The following is a 21,084-nucleotide window of genomic DNA, read 5'->3' as shown; positions in this document are numbered from 1 at the left end:
TCAATGCCCTCCCGCGCCGCGTGCGGCCTTCACCGGCGAGAACAGGAACGTCAACGGAATGCTGAACGCGCAGAACACCGCGAGGATCGCGAACACGTCGATATACGCGAGGATCGTCGCCTGCGAGATGAACGTCTCGTACAGCCGGCCGGTGGCGGTCTGGAGCGCGGCCGGCGGCGGCGCGCCCGACAGCGCGCCGATCGTGCGGGCATGATCTTGCAGCGACTCCTGAAAGTTCTGCGACAGCGGCGACATATGCGTGGACAGGTGCGCCAAGCGCGCCTGCGTGCGCTCCCGGATCAGCGCGGTCGACACCGAAATGCCGATGGACCCCGCGACGTTGCGGAACATCGTGAACAGGGCGGACGCGTCGTCGTTGAGCCGCTGCGGCACGGTCAGATACGCGAGCGTCGTGATCGGCACGAACAGGAAGCCGATCGCCAGCGACTGCGCACAGCGGATCATCACCAGGTGCCTGTAGTCGATGTCCGGCACCAGCATCCGTGAATAGATCAGCGCGCCCGACAGCAGCACGAAACCGAAGCCGACCAGATAGCGCGTCTGCACGTGCGGCATCAGGCGGCTCACGATCGGGATTTCCATCGTGATCAGCAGCGCGCCGGGCGACAGCACGAGGCCCGCGAGCGTCGCCGTATAGCCGAGGTGCTGCTGCGCGAGTTGCGGCACGATCACCGCGCTGCCGTACAGCACGGCCGCGAACGTCGCGATCGTCACGCAGCCGAGTGCGAAGTTGCGGTCGCGCAGGCACGACAGGTCGACCACCGGTTTCCTCGCGCGCAGCAGCCACATCGTCGCGCCGATCAACCCGAGCGCGGACAGCGCCGCGAAGATGCGGATGAAGTTCGAGCCGAACCAGTCGTCGTCCTCGCCGCGATCGAGCATGACCTGCAGGCAGCCGAGCCCGATTGCGATCAGCCCGATGCCGATGTAGTCGACGGAAATCCCGCGCTCGGCGCCACGCCGCCACGGCGGATCCTCGACGAGCTGCATCACCGCGAGCACGGTCAGCGCGCCGATCGGCACGTTGAGCAGGAACACCCAACGCCACGAGAAATGATCGGTGATCCAGCCGCCGAGCGTCGGCCCGAGCACCGGCGCGACGACGATCGCGATCGCCGAGATCGAGAACGCGCGGTTGCGCTGTTCGGGAGGAAACGTGTCGAGGATGATCGATTGCTGGTTCGGCTGCAGCCCGCCGCCGAACAGCCCCTGCAGCACGCGGAACACGATCAGTTCGCCGAGATTGGTCGCGACGCCGCACAGGAACGAGCACACCGTGAACGCGGCGATGCACAGCACGAAGTAGCGCTTGCGGCCGAGCAGGCGCCCGAAGAAGCCCGAAATCGGCAGCACGATGCCGTTCGCGACGAGATATGACGTGAGCGTCCAGGTCGCCTCGTCGTAGCTCGCGGACATCGTGCCCGCGATATGCGGCAGCGCGACGTTCACGATCGTCGTGTCGAGCACTTCCATGAACGCGGCGAGCGTGACGACGATCGCGACGACCCACGGGTTCGCGGCCGGCCGCCAGGCGCCGCCGCCGGACGATGCCGGCCGGTCGGGCGGCCGGTTCATCGGCGGGCCCCGCGTGACGAGGCGGGCGTATGGATGTCGTGCATCGGATCGCTCCGGTGATGGTGGCCATCGCGCGGCGGCCGGTCATTTCAGGTGCACGGTCGGTTCGGCCGACAAGCCGAGACCGAGCGGCGGATTGCGCGGCAGCGGACCGTCGAGCACGATCTTCACGGGCACGCGCTGCACGATCTTCACGAAGTTGCCGGTCGCATTCTCGGCCGGGAATGCGGAGAAATGCGCGCCGCTGCCGAGCTGGATGCTGTCGACGTGGCCGTGCAGATCGAGATCGGGATACGCGTCGACCGACACGTCGACGCGATCGCCGATACGCATCCGCTCCAGTTGCGACTCCTTGAAGTTCGCGGTGACCCAGACACGCGGCGTGACGATCGAGAAGATCGACGCACCCGCCTGCAGGTATGAGCCCAGTTGCACGTTCCTGCGCGTGATCCACCCGTCGGACGACGCACGCAGTTCGCAGTACGACAGATTCAGATCGGCCGTATCGAGTTGCGCACGCGCCTGGAGCACTTGCTGGCGGCGCTCCTCGACGGCCGTTTCGGCCTGCCGGATCTGCTGCGGCACGAGGCTCGCGGTACGTGCCTGCGCCTGGGCCATCGCCACGTTCGCATCGGCGCTCGCACGCTTGGCGTCAGCCGCGTCGATCGCCTGCTGCGACGTCGCACGCGCATCGACCGCGCGCTGCCGTTCCTGCGCGGCGAGCGCCTGACGGTACGCGGCTTCCGCCGATTCGATCTGCGCGCGGGCCTGCCGGTACTGCGCCGGAAACTGCACATGCGCGATGTCGAGCTGCACGCGCGCCGCGTCGAGCTGGGCCTGTGCCAGTCCGAGCTGCGCGCGTGCCGCATCGACTTGCGCGCGGTAGTCGCGCGGATCGATCTCGACGAGCACGTCGCCGCGATGCACGAACGTGTTGTCGTCGACCGCGAGCCGTGTCACGTAGCCGGACACATGCGGTGCAATGGCCACCGCGTTGCCGTCGGTGTACGCGTCGTCGGTGCTTTCCTGGTCGCGCGTCGCGAGCCACCACACGATCCCCGCGATCACCAGCACGAACAGCACCGCGCCGAGGATGATCAGCGGTTTCCTGCCGGGCCGCTTGCGCGCGCCTTCGCCGTTGTCGCCGTCGCCATCGCCGCCGGTGCGGCCGCCGCGATCGTCGTGCGGATGGCCGTCGCCTCCGCCGCCGCCCGGTGCATCGGTGTCTCGCTCGTCATGGCGATGCTGCCCGGCGCTGCCGCCGTTGCCGGCGTCGGCATTGCCGTCGCCCGCGCGGTAGACGGTCGGAGGTGCAAACGCGGTCGACACGCCCTCCGTGGCCCACGTCGCGGCCGAGGGCGAGCATTGCATCGACAACCGCGCCAGCCCCGTCCGACTGCCGTGTCGTTCCGGCGCGAACGTGCGCCGGAACGCGACGCGCAATCGCTCATCGACGGGCAACGGGAACAGGGTCGCATCGGGCATGAAATATCGCTCCGGGCGGCGGCCGCGTGCGGTATTGCACGCGCCGGCCTCAAGCGTCCGGGCAAGCAAGCGGCGCACCCGGCACGCGCGCCGCCTGCCGGATGCCGGATGCCGCCGGCACGAGCGATGCGCGGCAATCGCGATCCGATCACCACGACAGGCGCCCCGATGAAGCGATCATCTTCGCTCGACACCGATTCGCACGGACAGGACCGCGGCGACAGCACGCCCGGCCCGGAGGGCAAGCGACACGGCACGGACACGCCGCCACCACGCAGCGCGCGCGATCCTGCCGAAGGCAAGCCTCAAGCGCCCGATGAGCGCCGGCCGGCGCAGTTGCCCGACGCGCCGGCACCCCGCACGCGCGCACGCCGCGACACGCGCCAGCCGGGCATCGTCCATGCCGAGCCGCCGCGGCAGAAATGACAACGCGTTGAAAAATCGCGGGCGCATGCGTCGCGCCCGACACGACGCCCGACACGACCGATGCGCGGCAGCGATGTCGCCACGCGCCCGCGAGCATCGGGCCACGCTCCGCGCGGCACGTCGGTCTCGCTTCGCCGCACCGTCACGGGCGCGCCCCGTGCTCGGCCTCCGTCGCAGTTGCCGTTCATTTCCCGACACGGAGGTTTCATGTTCATTCACAACACACGGCTTCAGTACACGGTGCGCGTCGGTGCGCCGAATCCGGGGCTCGCCAACCTGCTGCTGGAACAGTTCGGCGGTCCGCAGGGCGAACTCGCCGCCGCGATGCGCTATTTCACGCAGGCGATCACCGAAGAGGATCCCGGCCGCAAGGACATGCTGCTCGACATCGCGACCGAGGAACTGAGCCATCTCGAAGTCATCGGCTCGATGGCCGCGATGCTGAACCGGGGCGCGAAGGGCGAGCTCGCCGAAGCCGTCGACGAACAGGCCGAGCTCTACCGCAAGCTGCACGGCGCGGGTAACGACAGTCACGTCACGCAGGTGCTGTACGGCGCAGGCGCGCCGCTGACCAATTCGGGCGGCGTGCCCTGGTCGGCCGCATACATCGACACGATCGGCGAACCGACGGCCGACCTGCGCTCGAACATCGCGGCCGAAGCGCGCGCGAAGATCATCTACGAGCGGCTCATCAACGTGACCGACGATCCGGGCATCCGCGACGCACTGGGTTTTCTGATGACGCGCGAGGTCTCGCACCAGGTGTCGTTCGAGAAGGCGCTGTACGCGATCACCGGCAATTTCCCGCCGGGCAAGCTGCCGCCGAAGCCCCCGTACGACCGCGTGTACTTCCGGATGCAGGATGGCGAGCCGGTGCCGGGCCCGTGGAATCGCGGCGACTCGCTCGCGTTTCGGCGCGGCGAGCCGGCGGTCGACGGCGGCGACGGCGCCGCGAAGGGCGCGGTCGAGCCGCAGCAGTCGCAGGCGCTCGAAGCGATGACGCGGCGACTCGCGTCCGACCCGCGCTGCGATCCCGTAACGGGAGCCGATCTCGGCGCAGGTGCACCGCGCGACAGCACGGCGGCGGCGTCGCCGGGTAACGCCGCGCCGCCGAAACGCTGAGCAGCACCCGCATGTTCGCGGCGTGCGCATCGGGTCGCCCGCGTCGCATCCGCCAGGATGCGGCGACGCGGCGCGGGCACGCCCCTTGCCCGATGGGATCATGGACCGTGCCCTTACCCGTCGCCCGCTGGACATGACACTCCCCGATCCGACCGCCTTCCCGGTGCGCGCGGTGCCGCTCGCGCCGCTTGCGAAGGAGCGCGCGACGATCGTGTGCCATCGCAACGATCGCGTATTGCTGGTCGCGCGCCGTCCCTCGTCGCGCTGGACACTGCCGGGCGGCGTGATTCGGCGCGGCGAATCGGCGCTCGACGCCGCGCGTCGCGAATTACAGGAGGAAACGGGACTCGCCGATCTCGAGCTTGCGTATTGCTTCTTCGTGGACGGCAGCGTGAAGCGTCATCACGTCTTCGTCGCGCGCATGCCGCCCGGCCGGCACGCGTGCCCCGGGCACGAGATCGCGCTGTGCCGCTGGGTCGGCTTCGACGCGGTCGCGCGGTGGCCGGCGAGCACGCCGACGCAGCGCATCGTGCATCAGCTCTCGGCGCTGTGCGGGCAACGCGGCTTACCTGCGCTCGCCGCGGTCACGCGCCCGTCGGCCGCTCGCTGACCGACGGGCTCGCCGGATTGCGCGGCTCGCGCGCGAGCCCTTGCGCAAACACCTTCAACGCTTCGAGCAACGGCGTCAGCGCATCCCACAGCGCTTCGTCGTGCAGCAGCCGGTATGCGCCGCGCACGCCGGGCGCGACGTGCTCGTGCTCGTCCGGCTTCCACGCGCCGACGTGATGCAGCGCGTCGGCGGCCGCGAACACGGCCCTGCCGAACTGCTCCGGCGGAATCCGCGACAGCGCCATCAGCAGCGCGGCGAGATTCTGCACGCCGCTCTGCATGCCGGGCTTGTCGAACGCATCGACGAACGTCTCGGCCATCTGCGCATTCGCGCTGACGACTTCGTTCGCGAAACGCAAGAAGCCATGGCGGTGGAGGCTGCCCAGCAGGCTTTCGAGCGCGTGGTGCGCATCGGGCTCCGGTGCGGGAGGCGTCGTGGCGGAAATCGGGCGATCGGTCATCAGCTGTTCTCCGGATGGGGCGCGGCGTGGCCGACGTTGCGGCAGCCACGCGCGCGCCGAATTCGCGTCGTGCCTCGTTTACCGCGTTTGCCGCACCCGCCGGCACGCGGCCGATGCCGACGTCAGTGCATCGGGCCGCCGGGCGGCGCCTTGTATTCGCTACGCGCGCCCATCGCATCCTCGACGGTCTGCACGCCGCGCAGCGCGGCCACACCGTCGACGACGGCGTGCCGTTCCGCTTCTTCAACCTGCCCGCTCAGGCGCACGTGCCCGTGCTCGACGGTCACGTCGACGTCGCGCGGATGCCCGGCCAGATGACCCAGCGCGGCACGCACGCGTTCGGTGACCTGGGCGTCGTTCGCGTCGCCCGCGAGCCAGTCGGCGCGCAGTCCCGCGATCGCGCCGCGCGCATGGTCGGCCGCGCGCTTCGCCTGCGTGTTCGCGTAGTCGACCACGCCGTGCCGGCCCGCGGCGGCCTTGTCCCGCACGTACGCGCGCCGCCGCCGGCCCGATGCCGGATCGAAAAAGTACATCGCCGCCGCGCCGCATGCGACGGCCACCGCGAGATTCAACAATGGATTGATCGAGCGAGTTCTGGAAGTCATGGGAGCACCGTAGTCGATACCCGGAACCGCCGGGCTTCGTCGACACGGGCAGCATGTGCCGTTCCTTACCGCGACGCTGCCGCCGCGGCGGTGCGCGCCCGCCCGCGCGGCATCCGGAGCGCGTGCCCCTCTGCAACCGTGCGATCGAAATGACAAGCGCTTGAAAATTCCGCGTTCGGCGAGCGCCGTCGGCAACGGGGACGCCGGGCGTGAAAGCCGGTGCGAGCGTCGTTGACGTGTCCGGAACGACGCGGTACGGGATCCGGCCGTCCCCTGCAAACGCAGTTGATGCATGAGCGTCGGGCAACACGGCACCGTCGCGTCGCGGGCGCATCGTGTGGCGGGCGGGAGCGTGGTTGACCGTTAGTTGCGATCTAGAGATCGCGCGTCCGGGTCTCGCACGTCGTCGATCGCCGATACCGCGAAAAGCGCCTTCGTTGCGCGCCGGATTGCCTGCCTTTGCCCGCAGCGCCTGCGTTCACCACCCGTGCCCGATGCGGCCGCGCGGCACATGCCTTGCGCGACGCCCGCCAGCGCCGCGCACGACGATCGCCTGCGCGGCTCATCGGCTCTTCCCGAACCAAGGAGAAACGGCATGGCGACAGTGGCGGATTTCATCGTCGAACGGCTGTACGACTGGGGCGTGCGCCGCGTGTACGGCTACCCGGGCGACGGCATCAACGGCTTCTTCGGCGCGCTCGGCCGGGCGCAGGGCAAGATCGAATTCATTCAGGCGCGCCACGAGGAGATGGCGGCCTTCATGGCGTCGGCACATGCAAAATTTACAGGCGAGCTCGGCGTATGCGTCGCGACCTCGGGCCCCGGCGCCTCGCACCTCGTGACCGGCCTGTACGACGCGCGGCTCGACCACATGCCGGTGCTCGCGATCGTCGGTCAGCAGGCGCGCGCGGCGCTCGGCGGCCACTATCAGCAGGAAGTCGACCTGCCGGCGCTGTTCAAGGACGTTGCGGGCGCATTCGTCCAGCTTGCCGTCGTCCCGGGCCAGGTGCGCCACCTGGTCGACCGCGCGGTGCGCATCGCGCTCGGCGCGCGCACGGTGACCGCGCTGGTGCTGCCGAACGACCTGCAGGAGCTCGACTACGCGCCGCCGAAGCGCGCGCACGGCACCGTGCACTCGGGGGTCGGCTACACGCCGCCGAAGGTGGTGCCCTACGCCGACGACCTGCAGCGCGCGGCCGACGTGCTCAATGCCGGCAAGAAGGTCGCGATGCTGGTCGGCGCGGGCGCGCTGCGCGCGACCGACGAGGTGATCGCGGTGGCCGACCGGCTCGGCGCGGGCGCCGCGAAGGCGCTGCTCGGCAAGGCCGCGCTGCCGGACGACCTGCCGTGGGTCACGGGCTCCATCGGGCTGCTCGGCACGAAGCCGAGCGACGAACTGATGACCGAATGCGACACGCTGCTCGTCGTCGGCTCGGGCTTCCCGTACTCGGAATTCCTGCCGAAGGAAGGCCAGGCGCGCGGCGTGCAGATCGACCTGAAGGCCGACATGCTGAGCCTGCGCTACCCGATGGAGGTCAATCTCGTCGGCGACAGCGCCGAGACGTTGCGCGCGCTGCTGCCGCTGTTGAAGGAACGGCACGACACGAGTTGGCGCGACCAGATCGCGAAATGGAACGCGGACTGGCACGAGACGCTGGCCGCGCGCGCGGCCGCAAAGGCGAGCGCCGGGCGCGGCGTGAATCCGCAGCGCGCGTTCACCGAGCTGTCGCCACGGTTGCCCGACGACGTGATCCTGACGAGTGATTCGGGCTCCTGCGCGAACTGGTATGCGCGCGACCTGACGATGCGACGCGGGATGATGGGTTCGCTGTCGGGCGGGCTCGCGTCGATGGGCGCGGCCGTGCCGTACGCGATCGCCGCGAAGTTCGCGTACCCGGCGCGCCCGGTGATCGCGATGGTCGGCGACGGCGCGATGCAGATGAACAACATGGCCGAGCTGATCACGGTCGCGAAGTACTGGCGGCAATGGCCCGACCCGCGCTGGATCTGCATGGTGCTGAACAACGAGGATCTGAACCAGGTGACGTGGGAACAGCGCGTGATGGAAGGCGATCCGAAGCTCGACGCGTCGCAGCAGATTCCGAACGTGCCGTACTACCGCTTCGCGACGCTGCTCGGGCTGAAGGGCATCTACGTCGACGATCCGGAACAGCTCGGCGCCGCATGGGACGAGGCGCTCGCGTCGGACCGGCCGGTCGTGCTCGAGGTCAAGAGCGATCCGGAAGTGCCGCCGCTGCCGCCGCACGTGACGCTGCAGCAGGCGAAGCATTTTGCCGAAACGTTGGTGAAGGGCGACCCGCGCGAAGCGAACGTGATCGTCGAGACCGCGCGGCAGGTATTGTCGGCCGTGCTGCCGGGCAACGGCGAGCACGGCGGCAAGGGAGGTAGACACGAGTCGTAGCACATGACGGGCGGGACGACACGAAGCGTGCGTCGTGTCGTGCTGCCCCGTCGCGTACGGCGCGGTGCGGCACGTCAGCCGGTATCGACGTCGTCGCGCCAGTCGCCCTCCAGCGCGAGCGCCGCGTTGACCAGCCCGACCTGCGCAAGCGTAAACGGAAAATTCCCGCACATGCGCCGCGCCTTCACGTCGTACTCTTCCGACAGCAGCCCGACGTCATTGCGCAGGCCCAGCAGCCGCTCGAACAGCGCGTGCGCGTCGGCGTCGCGGCCCTGCATCTGGTAAACCTGCGCGAGCCAGAAGCCGGCTGCGACGAACGCACCCTCGTTGCCTTCGCAACCATCCTTGAAACGCGGAGGGCGATAACGGAACGGCAGGCCATCCTCGACCAGCTCGCGCTCGATCGCGGCGACCGTCGCCGCGACGCGCGGATCCGACGCGTCAAGCATCCCCGTCAGCGGAATCAGCAGCAGGCTCACGTCGAGCCCGTCGCCGTCGTAGCGGTCGACGAAGCGGCCGAGTTTCGGGTGATAGCCACGGGCGAGCACATCCGCGTGCACGGTGTCGGCCCAGCGCCGCCACTCATCGAGCGGCGCGTGATGGCCGAACGCGCGCGCGGAACGATACGCACTTTCGACGGCCGCCCACACCATCACCTTCGACGACGTAAACGGGTGCCGGCCGCTGCGCACCTCCCAGATTCCCTCGTCCGGCTCGCGCCAGATCGTCGCGAGATGGTCGAGCAGCCGCCGCTCGAGGGTCCACGCATCGTCGTCGGGCGGCAGCCCGTGCCGGCGCGCCTGGTACAGCGCGGCCAGCACCTCGCCGTAGACGTCCAGCTGCAGTTGCTCGGCCGCCGCGTTGCCGAAGCGCACCGGCCGCGCGCCTTCGTAACCGGCCAGGTGCGCGGCCGACCATTCGTCCGCGCGCCGGCCGCCGTCGGCCGCGTACAGCACCTGCAATTGCGCCGGGTGATCGGCGATCGCGCGCACCAGCCAGTCTCGCCAGCGCGCGGCCTCCTCGCGGTAGCCGCAGCGCACCAGCGCGCGCAGCGTGAAGCTCGCGTCGCGCAGCCAGCAGAACCGGTAATCCCAGTTGCGCACGCCGCCGAAGCGTTCGGGCAGCGAGCTCGTCGGCGCCGCGACGATGCCGCCGGTGCGCAAGCTCGACAGCAGCTTCACCGTGATCAGGGCGCGCTCGATCGCGTCGCGATACGGGCCTTGTGCCGCATTGCACTTCGACCAGACGCGCCAGAACGCCTGCGTGTCGCGCAACGACGCGTACGGATCCGGCAACGACGGCGGCCGGTCGTACGAACGCGCGTAGCTGATGCAGAAATCCGCGCGCGCGCCCGCGGCGATTCGCGGCGCGCCGACGAGCCGGTCGTCCCGCACGTCGAGGTGCACGTCGGTATCGAGCCACATCGCGTCGCCGCCCGTCATCATCCGCCAGCGCCGGCCGAGACGGCGGCACCACGGCAACGCGTGGCCGTAGTCGAAGCGCACGCCGAGATCGACGTCGAGCTCGACCGTGCCGCGCTCGCCGCGCACGCTGCGGATGACGCACGGGTCGCGCGCATCCCAGCTCATCCAGTCGATCATGACGACACAGCCCAACGACGTCTCGAACGTCGTTTCGAGCACCGCGGTGCCAGGCAGGTAGCGGCGCGTCGCGCGCGCATCCGGCTCGCGCGGCGCGATACGGAAACGGCCGTTGTCGGGCGTGCCGACGAGGGCGGCAAAGCATGGCGGCGAGTCGAAGTCCGGCCAGCACAGCCAGTCGATGCTGCCGTCGAGCGCGACGAGCGCGGCGCTGCGGCCATCGCCGATCAGTGCGTAATCCTCGATCCTCATCGCGCTCACCGGTTCAGCTTGCGCGCGGCGACGAAACCCGCCGCGAGCAGCGCGACGTTCGCGCCGCGCCGCGCAAACGCATGGGCGGTCGCGCGGCCGACGCCGGCGCTCGCACCGGTGATCGCGACGGTCTTCACGGTCGATTCCTCCGGTTTTTCTCGCGGTTGGCGGCACGCGGCCGGAACATTCCCTGAACCGCCTGCCAGAACACGATCGGGGTAGCAAGCAATGTGCCGCGCACCGTGCTCCGAGCACGCCGTGAACGGTCGCCAAATTTACAAGCCGGCTGTAACGCGCAGCCCGTTGCACGGACAACGCCCGGGCCGCGATGCCGACACGGCGCACGCACGGAAATTGCTCCGCCGCGAACGGTTGTCGAACGGCTGTCGTCACGCCGCCGAATCCGAAAAGGAGCCCTGTTGCCCGTCCCGCCACCCGAGAAAGCGCGCCGTATCGTTCGCCTCGCCGCGACCGCGTGCCTCGCCGCTCCCATGGCCGCCGCGCGCGCCGCCAGCGAGCCCGACGCACCGGCCGGGCCGCTACCGCTCGCTTACGTCGCGCATGCGGCGGGCCCGGCTGCCCGGCCGGTGTTCGTGCTTGGCTGGGCGCTGCTCGCGCTGTGCACGTTCGTGTGCATCGCGATCGCGGTGCTGCTGCTGATTGCGATGTTTCGCCGCCGCACGCATGCGGGCGGCGGCCACGACAGCGGGCTGGCGATCGTCACGGTCGGCTCCGCGATCTCGATCGTGCTGCTGTTCGGCGCGCTCGTGTACATGCTGCGCGTGCTGGGCGCGGTGGCGTCGCCGCCGCATCCACCCGCGCTCACGATCGTCGTGACCGCACACGACTGGTGGTGGGCCGTCCGCTATCCGGACGACGCGGGCGGCACTGCGTTCGTCACCGCGAACGAACTCCACATCCCGGTCGGCGAATCCGTCGCGGTCGAACTGAAAAGCGCGGACGTGATCCATGCGTTCTGGGTCCCGCAACTGGCCGGCAAGACGCAGACGATTCCCGGCCAGACGAATCATCAGTGGCTGCAGGCCGACCGGCCGGGCGTGTACCGCGGACAGTGCTCGCAGTATTGCGGCGCGCAGCATGCGCACATGGCGTTCGAGGTCGTGGCCGAGCCGCCCGACGCGTTTCGCGCGTGGCTCGCCGCGCAGCGGCAGCCGGCGCCGGCGCCCGCCGTCGGCGCCGAGCGCCGCGGCCGGCACGTGTTCGACGCGCGCTGCGCGGGTTGCCACACGGTGCGCGGCACCGACGCGGCCGGCGACGCGGGCCCCGACCTGTCGCATCTCGGGTCGCGCCGGCTGCTCGCGGCCGGCACGCTCGACAACACGCCCGACAACCTGCGGCGCTGGATCGCGCATGCGCAGCAGATCAAGCCGCAGACGCTGATGCCGTCGTTCGCGCTCGCGCCACGCGACGCCGACGATCTCGCCGCCTATCTCGCAACGCTGCACTGAACGGAGAATGACGATGGCCGTTGCCCGCGACACGCCCGCTCCGCTCAGCCGCGTGCCCGACCTCGGCGAAGCGCCGCCGGGCTCCACGCACGAGCGCGAACTGGCTGCGCTGTGGGAATCCGAACCCGGCTGGCGCGGCTGGCTCGGCACGGTCGACCACAAGCGCATCGGGCTGCGCTACATCGTCACCGCGTTCGCGTTCCTGCTGCTCGGCGGCGTCGAGGCGCTCGCGATGCGCATCCAGCTCGCGCGGCCGAATGCGACGGTGCTCACGCCCGCGCAGTACGACTCGCTGTTCACGATGCACGGCGTCACGATGATCTTCCTGTACGCGCTGCCGGTGCTGTCCGGCTTCGCGAACTACCTGTGGCCGCTGATGCTCGGCTCGCGCGACATGGCGTTCCCGAGGCTGAACGCGTTCTCGTACTGGGCGTTCCTGTTCGCCGGCCTGTTCCTGTATGCGAGCTTTCCGCTCGGCGCCGTGCCGGACGGCGGCTGGTTCAACTACGTGCCGCTCACGTCGCTCGATTACAGCGCCGGTGCGAACATCGACATCTATGCGCTCGGCATGATCCTGCTCGGCATCTCGACGACCGGCGGCGCCGCGAACTTCGTCGTCACGCTGCTGCGGATGCGCGCGCACGGGATGTCGATCGACCGGCTGCCGATCATCGTGTGGGGCACGCTCACCGCATCGGTGGCGAACCTCGTCGCGGTGCCGTCCGTCAGCCTCGCGTTCCTGCTGCTGTGGCTCGACCGCAATGCCGGCACGCACTTCTTCGACGTCGCGAACGGCGGGCGGCCGCTGTTGTGGCAGCACCTGTTCTGGATGTTCGCGCACCCGTGGGTCTACGTGGTCGTGCTGCCCGCGATGGGGATCGTGTCGGACGCGCTGCCGACTTTCTGCCGGCGGCCGCTCGTCGCATACGAAGCCGTCGCGGTATCGACGGTGGCGACGATGCTGATCGGCTTCGAAGTGTGGGTCCACCACATGTTCGCGACCGGCATCGCGCCGCTCGCGCTCGCGTTCTTCGGCGCGGCGAGCATGCTGATCTCGATCCCGAGCGCGGTCGCGGTGTTCGCGTGGCTCGCGACGATCTGGACGGGCCGTCCGGTGTTCCGCACGCCGTTCCTGTATTTCGCGGGCTTCGTGCTGATGTTCGTGATCGGCGGCGTATCCGGCGTGATGACGGCCGCGGTGCCGCTCGATTGGCAACTGACCGACACGTATTTCGTCGTCGCGCACCTGCACTACGTGCTGCTCGGCATCAACGTCTTCCCCGTGCTCGGCGGTGTCACGTACTGGTTCCCGAAATTCACCGGGCGGATGATGAACGAATGCTTCGGCAAGCTGACGTTCTGGATCGTGCTGGTCGGCTTCAACCTCGGCTTCTTCCCGATGCACGTCTCCGGGTTGCTCGGGATGCCGCGCCGCATCTACACCTACCCGTCCGGGATGGGCTGGGACACGTCGAATCTGCTGACGACGATCGGCTCGTTCGTGTTCGGCATCGGAATCGTGATGTTCGTCGTCAACGCGCTCGTCAGCGCGCGGCGCGGCGCGCGCGCCGGCGAGAATCCGTGGGGCGCCGCCGGGCTCGAATGGTCGGTCGCGTCGCCGACGCCCGTCTACAACTTCGCGGTGCTGCCGCTCGTCGCGTCGCGGCACCCGCTGTGGGAAACGCGCGAGGATCCGATGCGCACCAGCATGCGCGTCGGCTATCGGCTCGCCGACGGGCGCGAGGCGCTCGCGGTCACGCCGCTCGCGGCAAAACCGAGCGCGATCCTGAAGATGCCCGAGGACAGCTGCGTGCCGTTCGTGCTCGCGCTGCTCGCGACCGCCGTGTTCGCTGCGATGCTGGCGCGCTCGCCGACGCTCGTGTGCGCGGCCGTCGCCGGTTGCGCGATCGGGACCGCCGTGTGGCTGTGGCCGCGCCGCACGCTCGGACAGCGTGCGCACCTTCCGGCCCGCGACGCCACCCAGGCGGCTGCAGCGGCCGGCCTGCATCCGGCCGAACCGCGCTCGGCGACCGCGCCGTCCGGTGCGCCGGTCGCGTGCGTCGAACCGCTGCCGGTCGGCAGTTGCGGCGAACGCGCGGGCGGCTGGTGGGGCGTCATCACGCTGATCGTGACCGAGGCCGGCCTGTTCGGCTACCTGCTGTTCTGCTATTTCTACCTGCAGTCGCAATCGGACGCGCCCTGGCCGCCCGACGGGATGCCGAAGATCGGCCTCGCGGCCGGCAACACCGTCGTGCTGCTGTCGAGCAGCGTGTTCGTGTGGTTCGCCGAGCGCGCGGTGCGGGCCGAGCGACGCCTGCGCGCGGTGGCCGCGCTCGCCGTCGCGCTGCTGCTCGGCGTCGCGTTCGCGCTCGTTCAACTGCACGAGTGGCACGACCATCCGTACGGACCGACCGCGCACCTGTACGGCAGCCTGTACTTCACGATCACCGGCTTTCACCTCGCGCACGTGGGGGCCGGTCTCGTCATCCTCGCGCTGCTCGCCGGGTGGACCGCCGCCGGCTTCTTCGGCCGCGAACGGCGCGTCGCGCTGACGGTCGGCGGGCTCTACTGGCACTTCGTCGACATCGTCTGGCTGTTCATCTTCACCGCGTTGTACGTATCGCCGTACTGGCTCAGGAGCGCGGGATGAACGGCGCGCGACGCTCATGGACACCCCTGCTCGCAATCGCGGCCGGCCTGGTCGGCGCGCCCGCGCTGTGGTTCGCGCAGATGCTGGCATCCGAGACGCTCGCGTCGACCGCATGCTATCCGCTCGGTGTCGCGCAGGCCGTGCCGCGCTGGGCGCACGTCGGCGTGTGGCTCGCGCTGATCGCCGCATGCGCGTTCGCGCTGGCGACGGCGTTCGCCGCCTGGCTCGTGCGCACGTGGCAACGCCGGCACGACGCGAACGTGCAGGCCGCGACGCGCGACGACAGCACACGGTTCCTCGCGCGCTGCGGGATGCTCGCCGCGCTCGGGTTCGTGATCGGTCTCGTGTTCACGGGAATCGTCACCGCTTTCGTGGGGCCGTGCAGTCCATGGCGTTGATCTCGTTCGCTTCGTGTGTTTCGTGTGCCGCGCGCGTCGTTCGGCGCCGCCGCGCGGGCGTCGCGCTCGCCGTGTGCGCCGCGCTCTGCGCATGCGACATGCAGCAGGACGACCACGCGGCGCCCGCCGGCGATCCGGCCGAAGCCGCGTCTCCGGCGGAGGCGCCCGAGCCCGCGTCGGGCTGGCGTTTCGTGCGGATACGCGCGTCGGCAGTCGACGCCGGCGCGTCGATGTCGGACCGGGTGAACCGCGATCCGCGGCTGGCGCAGCGGCGAGACACGGCGGCCGGCCAGGCTTTGGCTGCGCCGTCGGACGCTTCATCGGCTTCGCCCCCGGCATCTGCGTCGTCCACCTCACCCGCATCGGCAGCTTCCGCCGCCCGCCGCCCGGTGATTGCCGCCGCGGCCGCGAGCGCCGATGCCGCGACGATCGCGCGCGGCCGCTATCTCGCGCTCGCCGGCGACTGCGCCGCCTGCCACGATGCCGCCGACCACACGCCGTACGCCGGCGGCCAGCCGGTCAATTCGCCGTTCGGACCGATCTATGCTCCGAACATCACGCCGGATCCCGTACACGGGATCGGCAACGACACGCTGCGCCAGTTCGACGATGCGTTGCGGCGCGGCGTGCGCGCGGACGGCAGCCGGCTGTATCCTGCGATGCCCTACCCGTCGTTCGCGCGCCTGTCCGACGACGACGTGCGCGCGTTGTATGCGTATTTCATGCGTGGCGTCGCGCCGTCGGCGAACGCGGTAAAAATCACGCGGCTGCCGTTTCCGTTCAACCAGCGCTGGGCGCTCGGGTTGTGGAGCCTGGCGTTCGCGAACCGCGACCGGTTCGTGCCGCAGTCGTCGCGATCGGCGGAATGGAATCGCGGCGCGTATCTCGTGCAGGGGCTCGGCCACTGCGGCGCATGCCACACGCCGCGCGGCCCGGCCTACAACGAGCGCGGCTACGACGAAAGCAGCCCCGCGTTTCTCACCGGCGGCATCAACGATCACTGGTTCGCACCGAACCTCACCGGCGCGGACGCGGACGGCCTCGGCCGCTGGACCGCCGACGATCTCGCCGCATTCCTGCGCAGCGGCCATGCGGTGCGCGGCGCGGTGTTCGGCGCGATGGCGCCCGTCGTCGGCGAAAGCACTGCGCTGCTGACGGATGCGGATCGTCACGCGATCGCCGTGTACCTCAAATCGTTGCCCGCGCAACCGACCGCCGCGACGAATCCGCTCGGCGTCGGCGTCCCGCGGCTGACCGCGGCGGGGCCGCGCCCGGAGGGCGGCCAGCAGGCGCCGGGGGCCGGCGTATATGCGGGATTCTGTGCGCGCTGCCACGGCGCGGAAGGCGCGGGCGTGCCCGATCGCGGGCCGCCGCTCGCCGGCAATTCGGCCGCGCTCGCGGCCGATCCGACCAGCGCGATCCGGATCGTCGTCGAAGGGGCTCGGCCGGCGCCCGGCACGCACGGGCCGGTGCAGCGGATGCCGGCGATGCGCGGCGCGCTGACGAGCGGCGAGATTGCCGCGGTGGTCAGCTATGTGCGCGGCGCATGGGGAAATCGCGCCGCGCCGGTGTCGGAGCAGGACGTGAGACGGTTGCGAGCGGCGATCCGGCGGTAGACGGGCCGGACGTCGGCATCCGATGCGCGCCGCGAGCGGTCGGAACGCGTCGTCTCGCCAGCAGCGGCCGCGACTATCCCTGCAGCACGGCAACCGCCTTGATTTCGACGATATAACCGGGCGCCCCGCCGAGCATGTGCGCGCCGACCGCGGTCCACGCCGGCCGCGGATGCGCATGGAGATAACGGTCGCGCACCGCCATGAACAGCGGCAGGTCGCGCATGTCGGTATGGAAGGTCGTCAGGTCGACCACGTCGTCGAGCGATGCGCCGGCCGCCTCGAGCACGACCTTGAGGTTCTCGAACGCCTGCACGATCTGCGCCTCGCGTTCTTCCACCAGTTGCATCGCCGCGTCGCGGCCGATCTGGCCGGACACGTACACGGTATCGCCGACCTTGATCGCCGGCGCATAGCCGATTTTTTCGTACACGGCTTCCATTCCGGCGGGGATGATCGCTTCGCGTTGGCGCATGGGTGTCTCCGTGGCCGGGCTGTCCGCACCGGCCGGTTGTTCGATGGTCATCGCGCGCACGCGTGACCGGAGCGCGCGCATGTCTGAAGCTGCGGGCGAACAGGCCACCCGCCGCTCAACCTGTATCGCCGCCCGCGACGGGCAGCACCGTGCCGGTGATGTAACTAGCCTCGTCCGACGCGAGGAACAGGATCGGCGCGATCTGCTCGTCGAGCGTGCCGTAACGCTTGAAGAACGTCGAATCGGTCACCTGCCGCACCGCTTCGGCCATCCACGCCTGTTCCTGCGCATTGTCGCCGGCCGCATTGCGCGGCACGCGGCGCGGCGGCGCCGTGGTGCCGCCCGGCGCGGTCGCGACCACGCGGATGCCGTGCTCCGCGTATTCCATCGCGAGCGCCGCCGTCAGCGCGTTGACGCCGCCCTTCGCGGCCGAATACGGCACGCGGCGAATGCCGCGCGTCGCGTTCGACGATACGTTCACGATCGTGCCGCCGCCCCCGGCCAGCAAATGCGGCAGCACGGCGTGGCAACTGTAGAGCATCGGCATCAGCGAGCGGCGGATTTCCGCGTCGATCTGCTCGGGCTCGAACTCGGCGAACGGCCGCATCCGGATCGCACCGCCGACGCCGTTGATCAGCACATCGATCCGGCCGAACGTCGCGACCGCGCACGCCATCGCCGCGCGCGCGCCGTCGTAGGTTTCGAGATCCGCGACGAATCCGGCCGTGTTGCCGCCCGGCGCCTCGGCGGCCACCTCCGCCACGAAGTCCGCGCGATCGACGAACAGCACGCGGCCGCCCTCTGCCGCCGCGCGCAGCGCGACGCCGCGGCCGATGCCCTGCGCCGCGCCGGTGACGACGACGACCTTTCCGGAGAATCGTTGCATCATCATGCCGCCTTTGCCGTCACGTTCGGGGTGAACTTCTCGTAGTGGAAGCTGTTCGGCTTCACGCCTGCGTCGTCGAAGTACTGGCGCACCGCGTCGACCATCGGCGGCGGTCCGCACAGGTAGACGTCCACGTCGCCGTCGTTCAGCGCATCGGCCGGAATGTGCTGCGTGACCCACCCCTTGCGCGGATGGTTCGACGCCGCATCGGCAACGACCGTTGCAAAGCTGAAGTTCGGCAGCTTCGCCGCATATGCTTCGATCGCATCGAGCAGCACCAGGTCCAGATCGCGCGTCACGCCGTAGACCAGATGCACCTTCTGCCGCGAGCCGTTGCGTGCGAGCACCTCGAGCATCGACAGGAACGGCGCGAGGCCCGTGCCGCCCGCGAGGAACAGCAGCGGCCGCGCCACATCGCGCAGGTAGAAGCTGCCGAGCGGCCCGTTCAGTTCGAGCGTGTCGCCGGGTTTCGCCGATTCGAGCCACGTGCTCATCACGCCGCCGGGAATCTTCTTGATCAGGAATCCGATCTTCGTGTCGCCCGGCGCGGACGAGAACGAGTACGACCGGTGCTGGCCGCTGCCCGGCACGCCGATGTTCACGTACTGGCCGGGCAGGAACACGGGAGCGGCCGCATCGACGTCGAGTTCGAGCACGATCGCCGCGTCGTGGTGCGGCTCGACCTTCGCGACCGTCGCGGCGAACGCGCCGTGGCCCGTCTTGCACGCGACCGACGCGCTCGGCACCGCGATCACGCAATCGCTTTGCGGCACCATCTGGCACGTCAGCACGAGGCCGCCGTCCTTCTCGTCCTCGGTGAGCGCGTCGTCGATGTAATCGTCGCCGAGGTCATAGCTGCCGCTCTCCGCGCGGCACTTGCAGGTGCCGCACACGCCGTCGGAACAGTCCATCGGCAGGTTGATCTTCGCGCGGAACGCGGCGTCGAGCACCTTCTCGCCGGCCTTGCAGTCGATGAAGCGGGTGACCCCGTCCTCGAAGTTCAGTGCAATCTTGTAGGTGGACATGACATCGTCTCCCTGTGTTACGTGTCGAATCGATCGGCGTCAGACGTGGTACACGTCGAGCACCTGCCGGATGTAGTCGTTCTTCAGCACGATCTTCTTGTTCGAGATCAGCCACGCGTCGCCCGAGCGGCGCAACGTGACGAACATCGTGCCGAAGAAGTGATCGGTCACGCGGTAGCGGTGGTTCAGCGTGTGGAAGTTGTAGCGCACGTCCACCTCGCCGTCGCGCTCGGCCAGCACCTCGACGTTCGTCACGTTGTGGCTGGTGCGCGGCTCGGGCGTCGACGCGCCGCTGCGCTCGGTCTTGATCCGGAACACGCGATCCTCGAGGCCGCCGCGATCCGCGTAGTACATCAGCGAGATCTGGCTGCGCGGATCGTCGGTCGTCCGGTCGTCGTCGTCCCACGCGGGCATCCAGTACGTGACGTCTTCCGTGTAGCAGGTCAGCCACTCGTCCCACTCGCGGTCGTCGAGCAGGCGCGCTTCGCGATACAGCGCCGCGCAGATGGTCCGGTAATCGATGTTCATGCTTGCCCCTCCCCGCGTTCCTTCTTCAGTGCATCGCGCATCACGTGCACCCAGTGTTCGTGCTGGCACACGAACAGCCCTTCGTCCTCGCTGCGCTCGCCCGACATGCGCGGGTTCAGCCCCATCCTTTTCGCGTTCTCGTCCGGCCCGTCGATCCACAGCGGCGCGCCGCGCGACAGGTCATTCCACATCGCCGTGATGCCCGCATAGCCGGCCTGGCATGCGCGGAACTCCTCGAGGTCGTCGGCCGTGCCCATTCCGGTCACGTTGAAGAAGTCCTCGTACTGGCGAATGCGCGTCGTGCGGTCGGCCTCGCTCTCGCCCTTCGGCGCGAAACAGAAGATGCTGACTTCGGTCTTGTCGACGCCGAGCGGACGCACCACGCGGATCTGCGTGCTGAACTGGTCCATCAGGAACACGTTCGGGTACACGCACAGGTTGCGTGTCTGGTTCACGATGAAGTCGGCCTGCACGTCGCCGACGCGCGCCTTGATCTCGTCGCGGTGCTGGTACACGGGCCGCACCTCGGGGTTCATCGTCTTGGTCCACAGCAGGATGTGGCCGTTGTCGAAGCCGTACACGCCCGCGACCGACTTGCTCCAGCTGTTCGCGTCGACGGCCTTGGTGCCGTCTTCCTTGCGGCGGCCCATCGTCGCCGCGTAGTTCCAGTGCACGGTGCTCACGTGATAGCCGTCGCAGCCGTTCTCCATCTGCATCTTCCAGTTGCCTTCGTAGATGTAGGAGGAATTGCCGCGCAGCACTTCGAGCCCGTTCGGCGCCTGGTCGACGATCTGGTCGATGATCACGCGCGCCTCGCCGAGATAGTCCTCGAGCGGCAGCACATCGTCGCGGAGGCTGCCGAACAGGAAGCCGCGATAGTTCTGGAAGCGCGCGACCTTCTTCAGGTCGTGCGAGCCGTGCGTGTTGAACTGCACCGGATACTCGGTCGTCTTCTCGTCCTTCACCTTCAGCAGCTTGCCGGTGTTCGAGAAGGTCCAGCCGTGGAACGGGCACGTGAAGCTGCCCTTGTTGCCGTGCTTGCGGCGGCACAGCATCGCGCCCTTGTGCGCGCACGCATTGATCACCGCGTGCAGCTCGCCGGTCTTGTCGCGCGTGATGACGATCGGCTGGCGGCCGATCCACGTCGTGTAGTAATCGTTGTTGTTCGGGATCTGGCTTTCGTGCGCGAGGTACACCCAGTTGCCCTCGAAGATGTGCTTCATCTCGAGCTCGTACAGCGCCTCGTTCGTGAAGATGTCGCGGCGGCAGCGGAAAACGCCGGCCTCCTTGTCGTCCTGCACGGCGGTGGCGAGCAGGTGGTCCAGTTCGGTGGTGTGGTCGATCGTGGCGGACATGTTGGTTCCTCCTGTGCGCGTGCCGGGTCCTGCAAGCACGCTCGCATCGGTATCGATTGAATCTCGCGGGGGACCCGGCCGGCGGCGGCGCAGGCGCGCCGCCGTG

At 69.5% G+C, this 21,084-nt stretch carries 18 protein-coding genes and 1 pseudogene; 8 read left to right on the top strand and 11 right to left on the bottom strand.

Annotated elements, in window-relative coordinates; genetic code table 11:
* A complete protein-coding gene (locus WS46_RS30345) occupies positions 1-1,596 on the bottom strand; it encodes a DHA2 family efflux MFS transporter permease subunit (RefSeq protein WP_059692996.1) in 1,596 nt (531 codons plus the stop codon).
* An 84-nt stretch (positions 1,597-1,680) separates the two neighbouring features.
* Positions 1,681-3,081, bottom strand: a complete 1,401-nt coding sequence (locus tag WS46_RS30340; protein ID WP_059692994.1) for an HlyD family secretion protein — start codon at positions 3,079-3,081, stop codon at positions 1,681-1,683.
* Between the two features lie 126 nt (positions 3,082-3,207).
* On the opposite strand from WS46_RS30340, the gene WS46_RS30335 reads away from it, so the two are divergent.
* From WS46_RS30335 to WS46_RS30325, 3 genes are all read left to right on the top strand, one after another.
* The gene (locus WS46_RS30335) at positions 3,208-3,507 is read left to right on the top strand and encodes a hypothetical protein (RefSeq protein ID WP_179949201.1); all 300 of its coding nucleotides are present in this window, start codon (positions 3,208-3,210) and stop codon (positions 3,505-3,507) included.
* 207 nt (positions 3,508-3,714) lie between these two features.
* Positions 3,715-4,629, top strand: coding sequence for a manganese catalase family protein (locus WS46_RS30330; protein WP_059692990.1), 915 nt, complete (start codon positions 3,715-3,717; stop codon positions 4,627-4,629).
* A gap of 133 nt (positions 4,630-4,762) precedes the next feature.
* The gene (locus WS46_RS30325; protein WP_059692988.1) at positions 4,763-5,239 is read left to right on the top strand and encodes an NUDIX hydrolase; all 477 of its coding nucleotides are present in this window, start codon (positions 4,763-4,765) and stop codon (positions 5,237-5,239) included.
* On the opposite strand, the gene WS46_RS30320 is transcribed toward WS46_RS30325, so the two are convergent.
* Together WS46_RS30320 and WS46_RS30315 are read right to left on the bottom strand one after the other, a co-directional pair.
* A complete protein-coding gene (locus WS46_RS30320) occupies positions 5,214-5,699 on the bottom strand; it encodes a hypothetical protein (protein ID WP_059692984.1) in 486 nt (161 codons plus the stop codon). The two genes, WS46_RS30325 and WS46_RS30320, sit on opposite strands and share 26 nt — an antisense overlap.
* 122 nt (positions 5,700-5,821) lie before the next feature.
* The gene (locus WS46_RS30315) at positions 5,822-6,304 is read right to left on the bottom strand and encodes a BON domain-containing protein (protein WP_059692982.1); all 483 of its coding nucleotides are present in this window, start codon (positions 6,302-6,304) and stop codon (positions 5,822-5,824) included.
* 595 nt (positions 6,305-6,899) lie between these two features.
* On the opposite strand from WS46_RS30315, the gene WS46_RS30310 reads away from it, so the two are divergent.
* Positions 6,900-8,726, top strand: coding sequence for a thiamine pyrophosphate-requiring protein (locus WS46_RS30310; RefSeq protein ID WP_059692980.1), 1,827 nt, complete (start codon positions 6,900-6,902; stop codon positions 8,724-8,726).
* Between the two features lie 74 nt (positions 8,727-8,800).
* Here the strand turns inward: WS46_RS30310 and WS46_RS30305 are convergent, their stop codons facing one another.
* Positions 8,801-10,579 carry a glycoside hydrolase family 15 protein gene (locus WS46_RS30305; protein WP_059692978.1) on the bottom strand — a complete coding sequence of 593 codons (1,779 nt, stop codon included), beginning with the start codon at positions 10,577-10,579 and terminating at the stop codon, positions 8,801-8,803.
* 41 nt (positions 10,580-10,620) lie between these two features.
* A pseudogene (locus WS46_RS35745) lies at positions 10,621-10,716 on the bottom strand (SDR family NAD(P)-dependent oxidoreductase); the annotation flags it as partial.
* Positions 10,717-10,998: 282 nt separating this feature from the next.
* Here WS46_RS35745 and coxB point away from each other — a divergent pair.
* From coxB to WS46_RS30285, 4 genes are read left to right on the top strand one after another with little or no spacing between them, the layout of a single operon-like run.
* Positions 10,999-12,048: a cytochrome c oxidase subunit II gene (gene coxB / locus WS46_RS30300; protein ID WP_059692976.1), complete on the top strand. Its 1,050-nt coding sequence runs from the start codon at positions 10,999-11,001 to the stop codon at positions 12,046-12,048.
* Positions 12,049-12,061: 13 nt separating this feature from the next.
* Positions 12,062-14,698: a cytochrome c oxidase subunit I gene (ctaD, locus tag WS46_RS30295; protein ID WP_059693187.1), complete on the top strand. Its 2,637-nt coding sequence runs from the start codon at positions 12,062-12,064 to the stop codon at positions 14,696-14,698.
* Positions 14,695-15,096 (top strand): hypothetical protein, encoded by a 402-nt coding sequence (locus tag WS46_RS30290; RefSeq protein ID WP_059692974.1) that lies wholly within the window; start codon positions 14,695-14,697, stop codon positions 15,094-15,096. The genes ctaD and WS46_RS30290 overlap by 4 nt, the downstream gene beginning before the upstream one ends.
* The gene (locus tag WS46_RS30285; RefSeq protein ID WP_059692972.1) at positions 15,087-16,712 is read left to right on the top strand and encodes a cytochrome c; all 1,626 of its coding nucleotides are present in this window, start codon (positions 15,087-15,089) and stop codon (positions 16,710-16,712) included. The genes WS46_RS30290 and WS46_RS30285 overlap by 10 nt, the downstream gene beginning before the upstream one ends.
* A gap of 73 nt (positions 16,713-16,785) precedes the next feature.
* Here the strand turns inward: WS46_RS30285 and WS46_RS30280 are convergent, their stop codons facing one another.
* From WS46_RS30280 to WS46_RS30260, 5 genes are all read right to left on the bottom strand, one after another.
* On the bottom strand, positions 16,786-17,184 hold the full coding sequence (locus tag WS46_RS30280; protein ID WP_059693185.1) for a RidA family protein: 399 nt from the start codon (positions 17,182-17,184) through the stop codon (positions 16,786-16,788).
* 115 nt (positions 17,185-17,299) lie between these two features.
* Positions 17,300-18,076, bottom strand: a complete 777-nt coding sequence (benD, locus tag WS46_RS30275; RefSeq protein ID WP_059692969.1) for a benzoate diol dehydrogenase BenD — start codon at positions 18,074-18,076, stop codon at positions 17,300-17,302.
* On the bottom strand, positions 18,073-19,095 hold the full coding sequence (gene benC, locus WS46_RS30270) for a benzoate 1,2-dioxygenase electron transfer component BenC (RefSeq protein WP_059692967.1): 1,023 nt from the start codon (positions 19,093-19,095) through the stop codon (positions 18,073-18,075). The genes benD and benC overlap by 4 nt, the downstream gene beginning before the upstream one ends.
* A 39-nt stretch (positions 19,096-19,134) precedes the next feature.
* The gene (gene benB / locus WS46_RS30265) at positions 19,135-19,623 is read right to left on the bottom strand and encodes a benzoate 1,2-dioxygenase small subunit (protein ID WP_059692964.1); all 489 of its coding nucleotides are present in this window, start codon (positions 19,621-19,623) and stop codon (positions 19,135-19,137) included.
* A complete protein-coding gene (locus tag WS46_RS30260; RefSeq protein WP_059692961.1) occupies positions 19,620-20,978 on the bottom strand; it encodes a Rieske 2Fe-2S domain-containing protein in 1,359 nt (452 codons plus the stop codon). Before WS46_RS30260 ends, benB begins: the two co-directional genes overlap by 4 nt.
* Positions 20,979-21,084 lie beyond the last annotated feature (106 nt).

Source organism: Burkholderia sp. RF4-BP95 (assembly GCF_001521985.1).
GTDB lineage: Bacteria > Pseudomonadota > Gammaproteobacteria > Burkholderiales > Burkholderiaceae > Burkholderia > Burkholderia diffusa.
The sequence above is the reverse complement of the archived record's forward strand: the minus strand, read 5'-3'. Positions and strand labels throughout refer to the sequence as shown.

Excerpts from the sequence above, each read along its gene's own strand:
- WS46_RS30285 (WP_059692972.1), top strand. The coding sequence starts at position 15,087 with ATGGCGTTGATCTCGTTCGCTTCGTGTGTTTCGTGTGCCGCGCGCGTC.
- WS46_RS30335 (WP_179949201.1), top strand. The coding sequence starts at position 3,208 with ATGCGCGGCAATCGCGATCCGATCACCACGACAGGCGCCCCGATGAAG.
- WS46_RS30305 (WP_059692978.1), bottom strand. The coding sequence starts at position 10,579 with ATGAGGATCGAGGATTACGCACTGATCGGCGATGGCCGCAGCGCCGCG.
- WS46_RS30340 (WP_059692994.1), bottom strand. The coding sequence starts at position 3,081 with ATGCCCGATGCGACCCTGTTCCCGTTGCCCGTCGATGAGCGATTGCGC.
- WS46_RS30320 (WP_059692984.1), bottom strand. The coding sequence starts at position 5,699 with ATGACCGATCGCCCGATTTCCGCCACGACGCCTCCCGCACCGGAGCCC.
- WS46_RS30345 (WP_059692996.1), bottom strand. The coding sequence starts at position 1,596 with ATGAACCGGCCGCCCGACCGGCCGGCATCGTCCGGCGGCGGCGCCTGG.
- WS46_RS30330 (WP_059692990.1), top strand. The coding sequence starts at position 3,715 with ATGTTCATTCACAACACACGGCTTCAGTACACGGTGCGCGTCGGTGCG.
- ctaD (WP_059693187.1), top strand. The coding sequence starts at position 12,062 with ATGGCCGTTGCCCGCGACACGCCCGCTCCGCTCAGCCGCGTGCCCGAC.
- WS46_RS30325 (WP_059692988.1), top strand. The coding sequence starts at position 4,763 with ATGACACTCCCCGATCCGACCGCCTTCCCGGTGCGCGCGGTGCCGCTC.
- benC (WP_059692967.1), bottom strand. The coding sequence starts at position 19,095 with ATGTCCACCTACAAGATTGCACTGAACTTCGAGGACGGGGTCACCCGC.
- WS46_RS30280 (WP_059693185.1), bottom strand. The coding sequence starts at position 17,184 with ATGCGCCAACGCGAAGCGATCATCCCCGCCGGAATGGAAGCCGTGTAC.
- WS46_RS30315 (WP_059692982.1), bottom strand. The coding sequence starts at position 6,304 with ATGACTTCCAGAACTCGCTCGATCAATCCATTGTTGAATCTCGCGGTG.
- WS46_RS30260 (WP_059692961.1), bottom strand. The coding sequence starts at position 20,978 with ATGTCCGCCACGATCGACCACACCACCGAACTGGACCACCTGCTCGCC.
- WS46_RS30290 (WP_059692974.1), top strand. The coding sequence starts at position 14,695 with ATGAACGGCGCGCGACGCTCATGGACACCCCTGCTCGCAATCGCGGCC.
- benB (WP_059692964.1), bottom strand. The coding sequence starts at position 19,623 with ATGAACATCGATTACCGGACCATCTGCGCGGCGCTGTATCGCGAAGCG.
- WS46_RS30310 (WP_059692980.1), top strand. The coding sequence starts at position 6,900 with ATGGCGACAGTGGCGGATTTCATCGTCGAACGGCTGTACGACTGGGGC.
- benD (WP_059692969.1), bottom strand. The coding sequence starts at position 18,076 with ATGATGATGCAACGATTCTCCGGAAAGGTCGTCGTCGTCACCGGCGCG.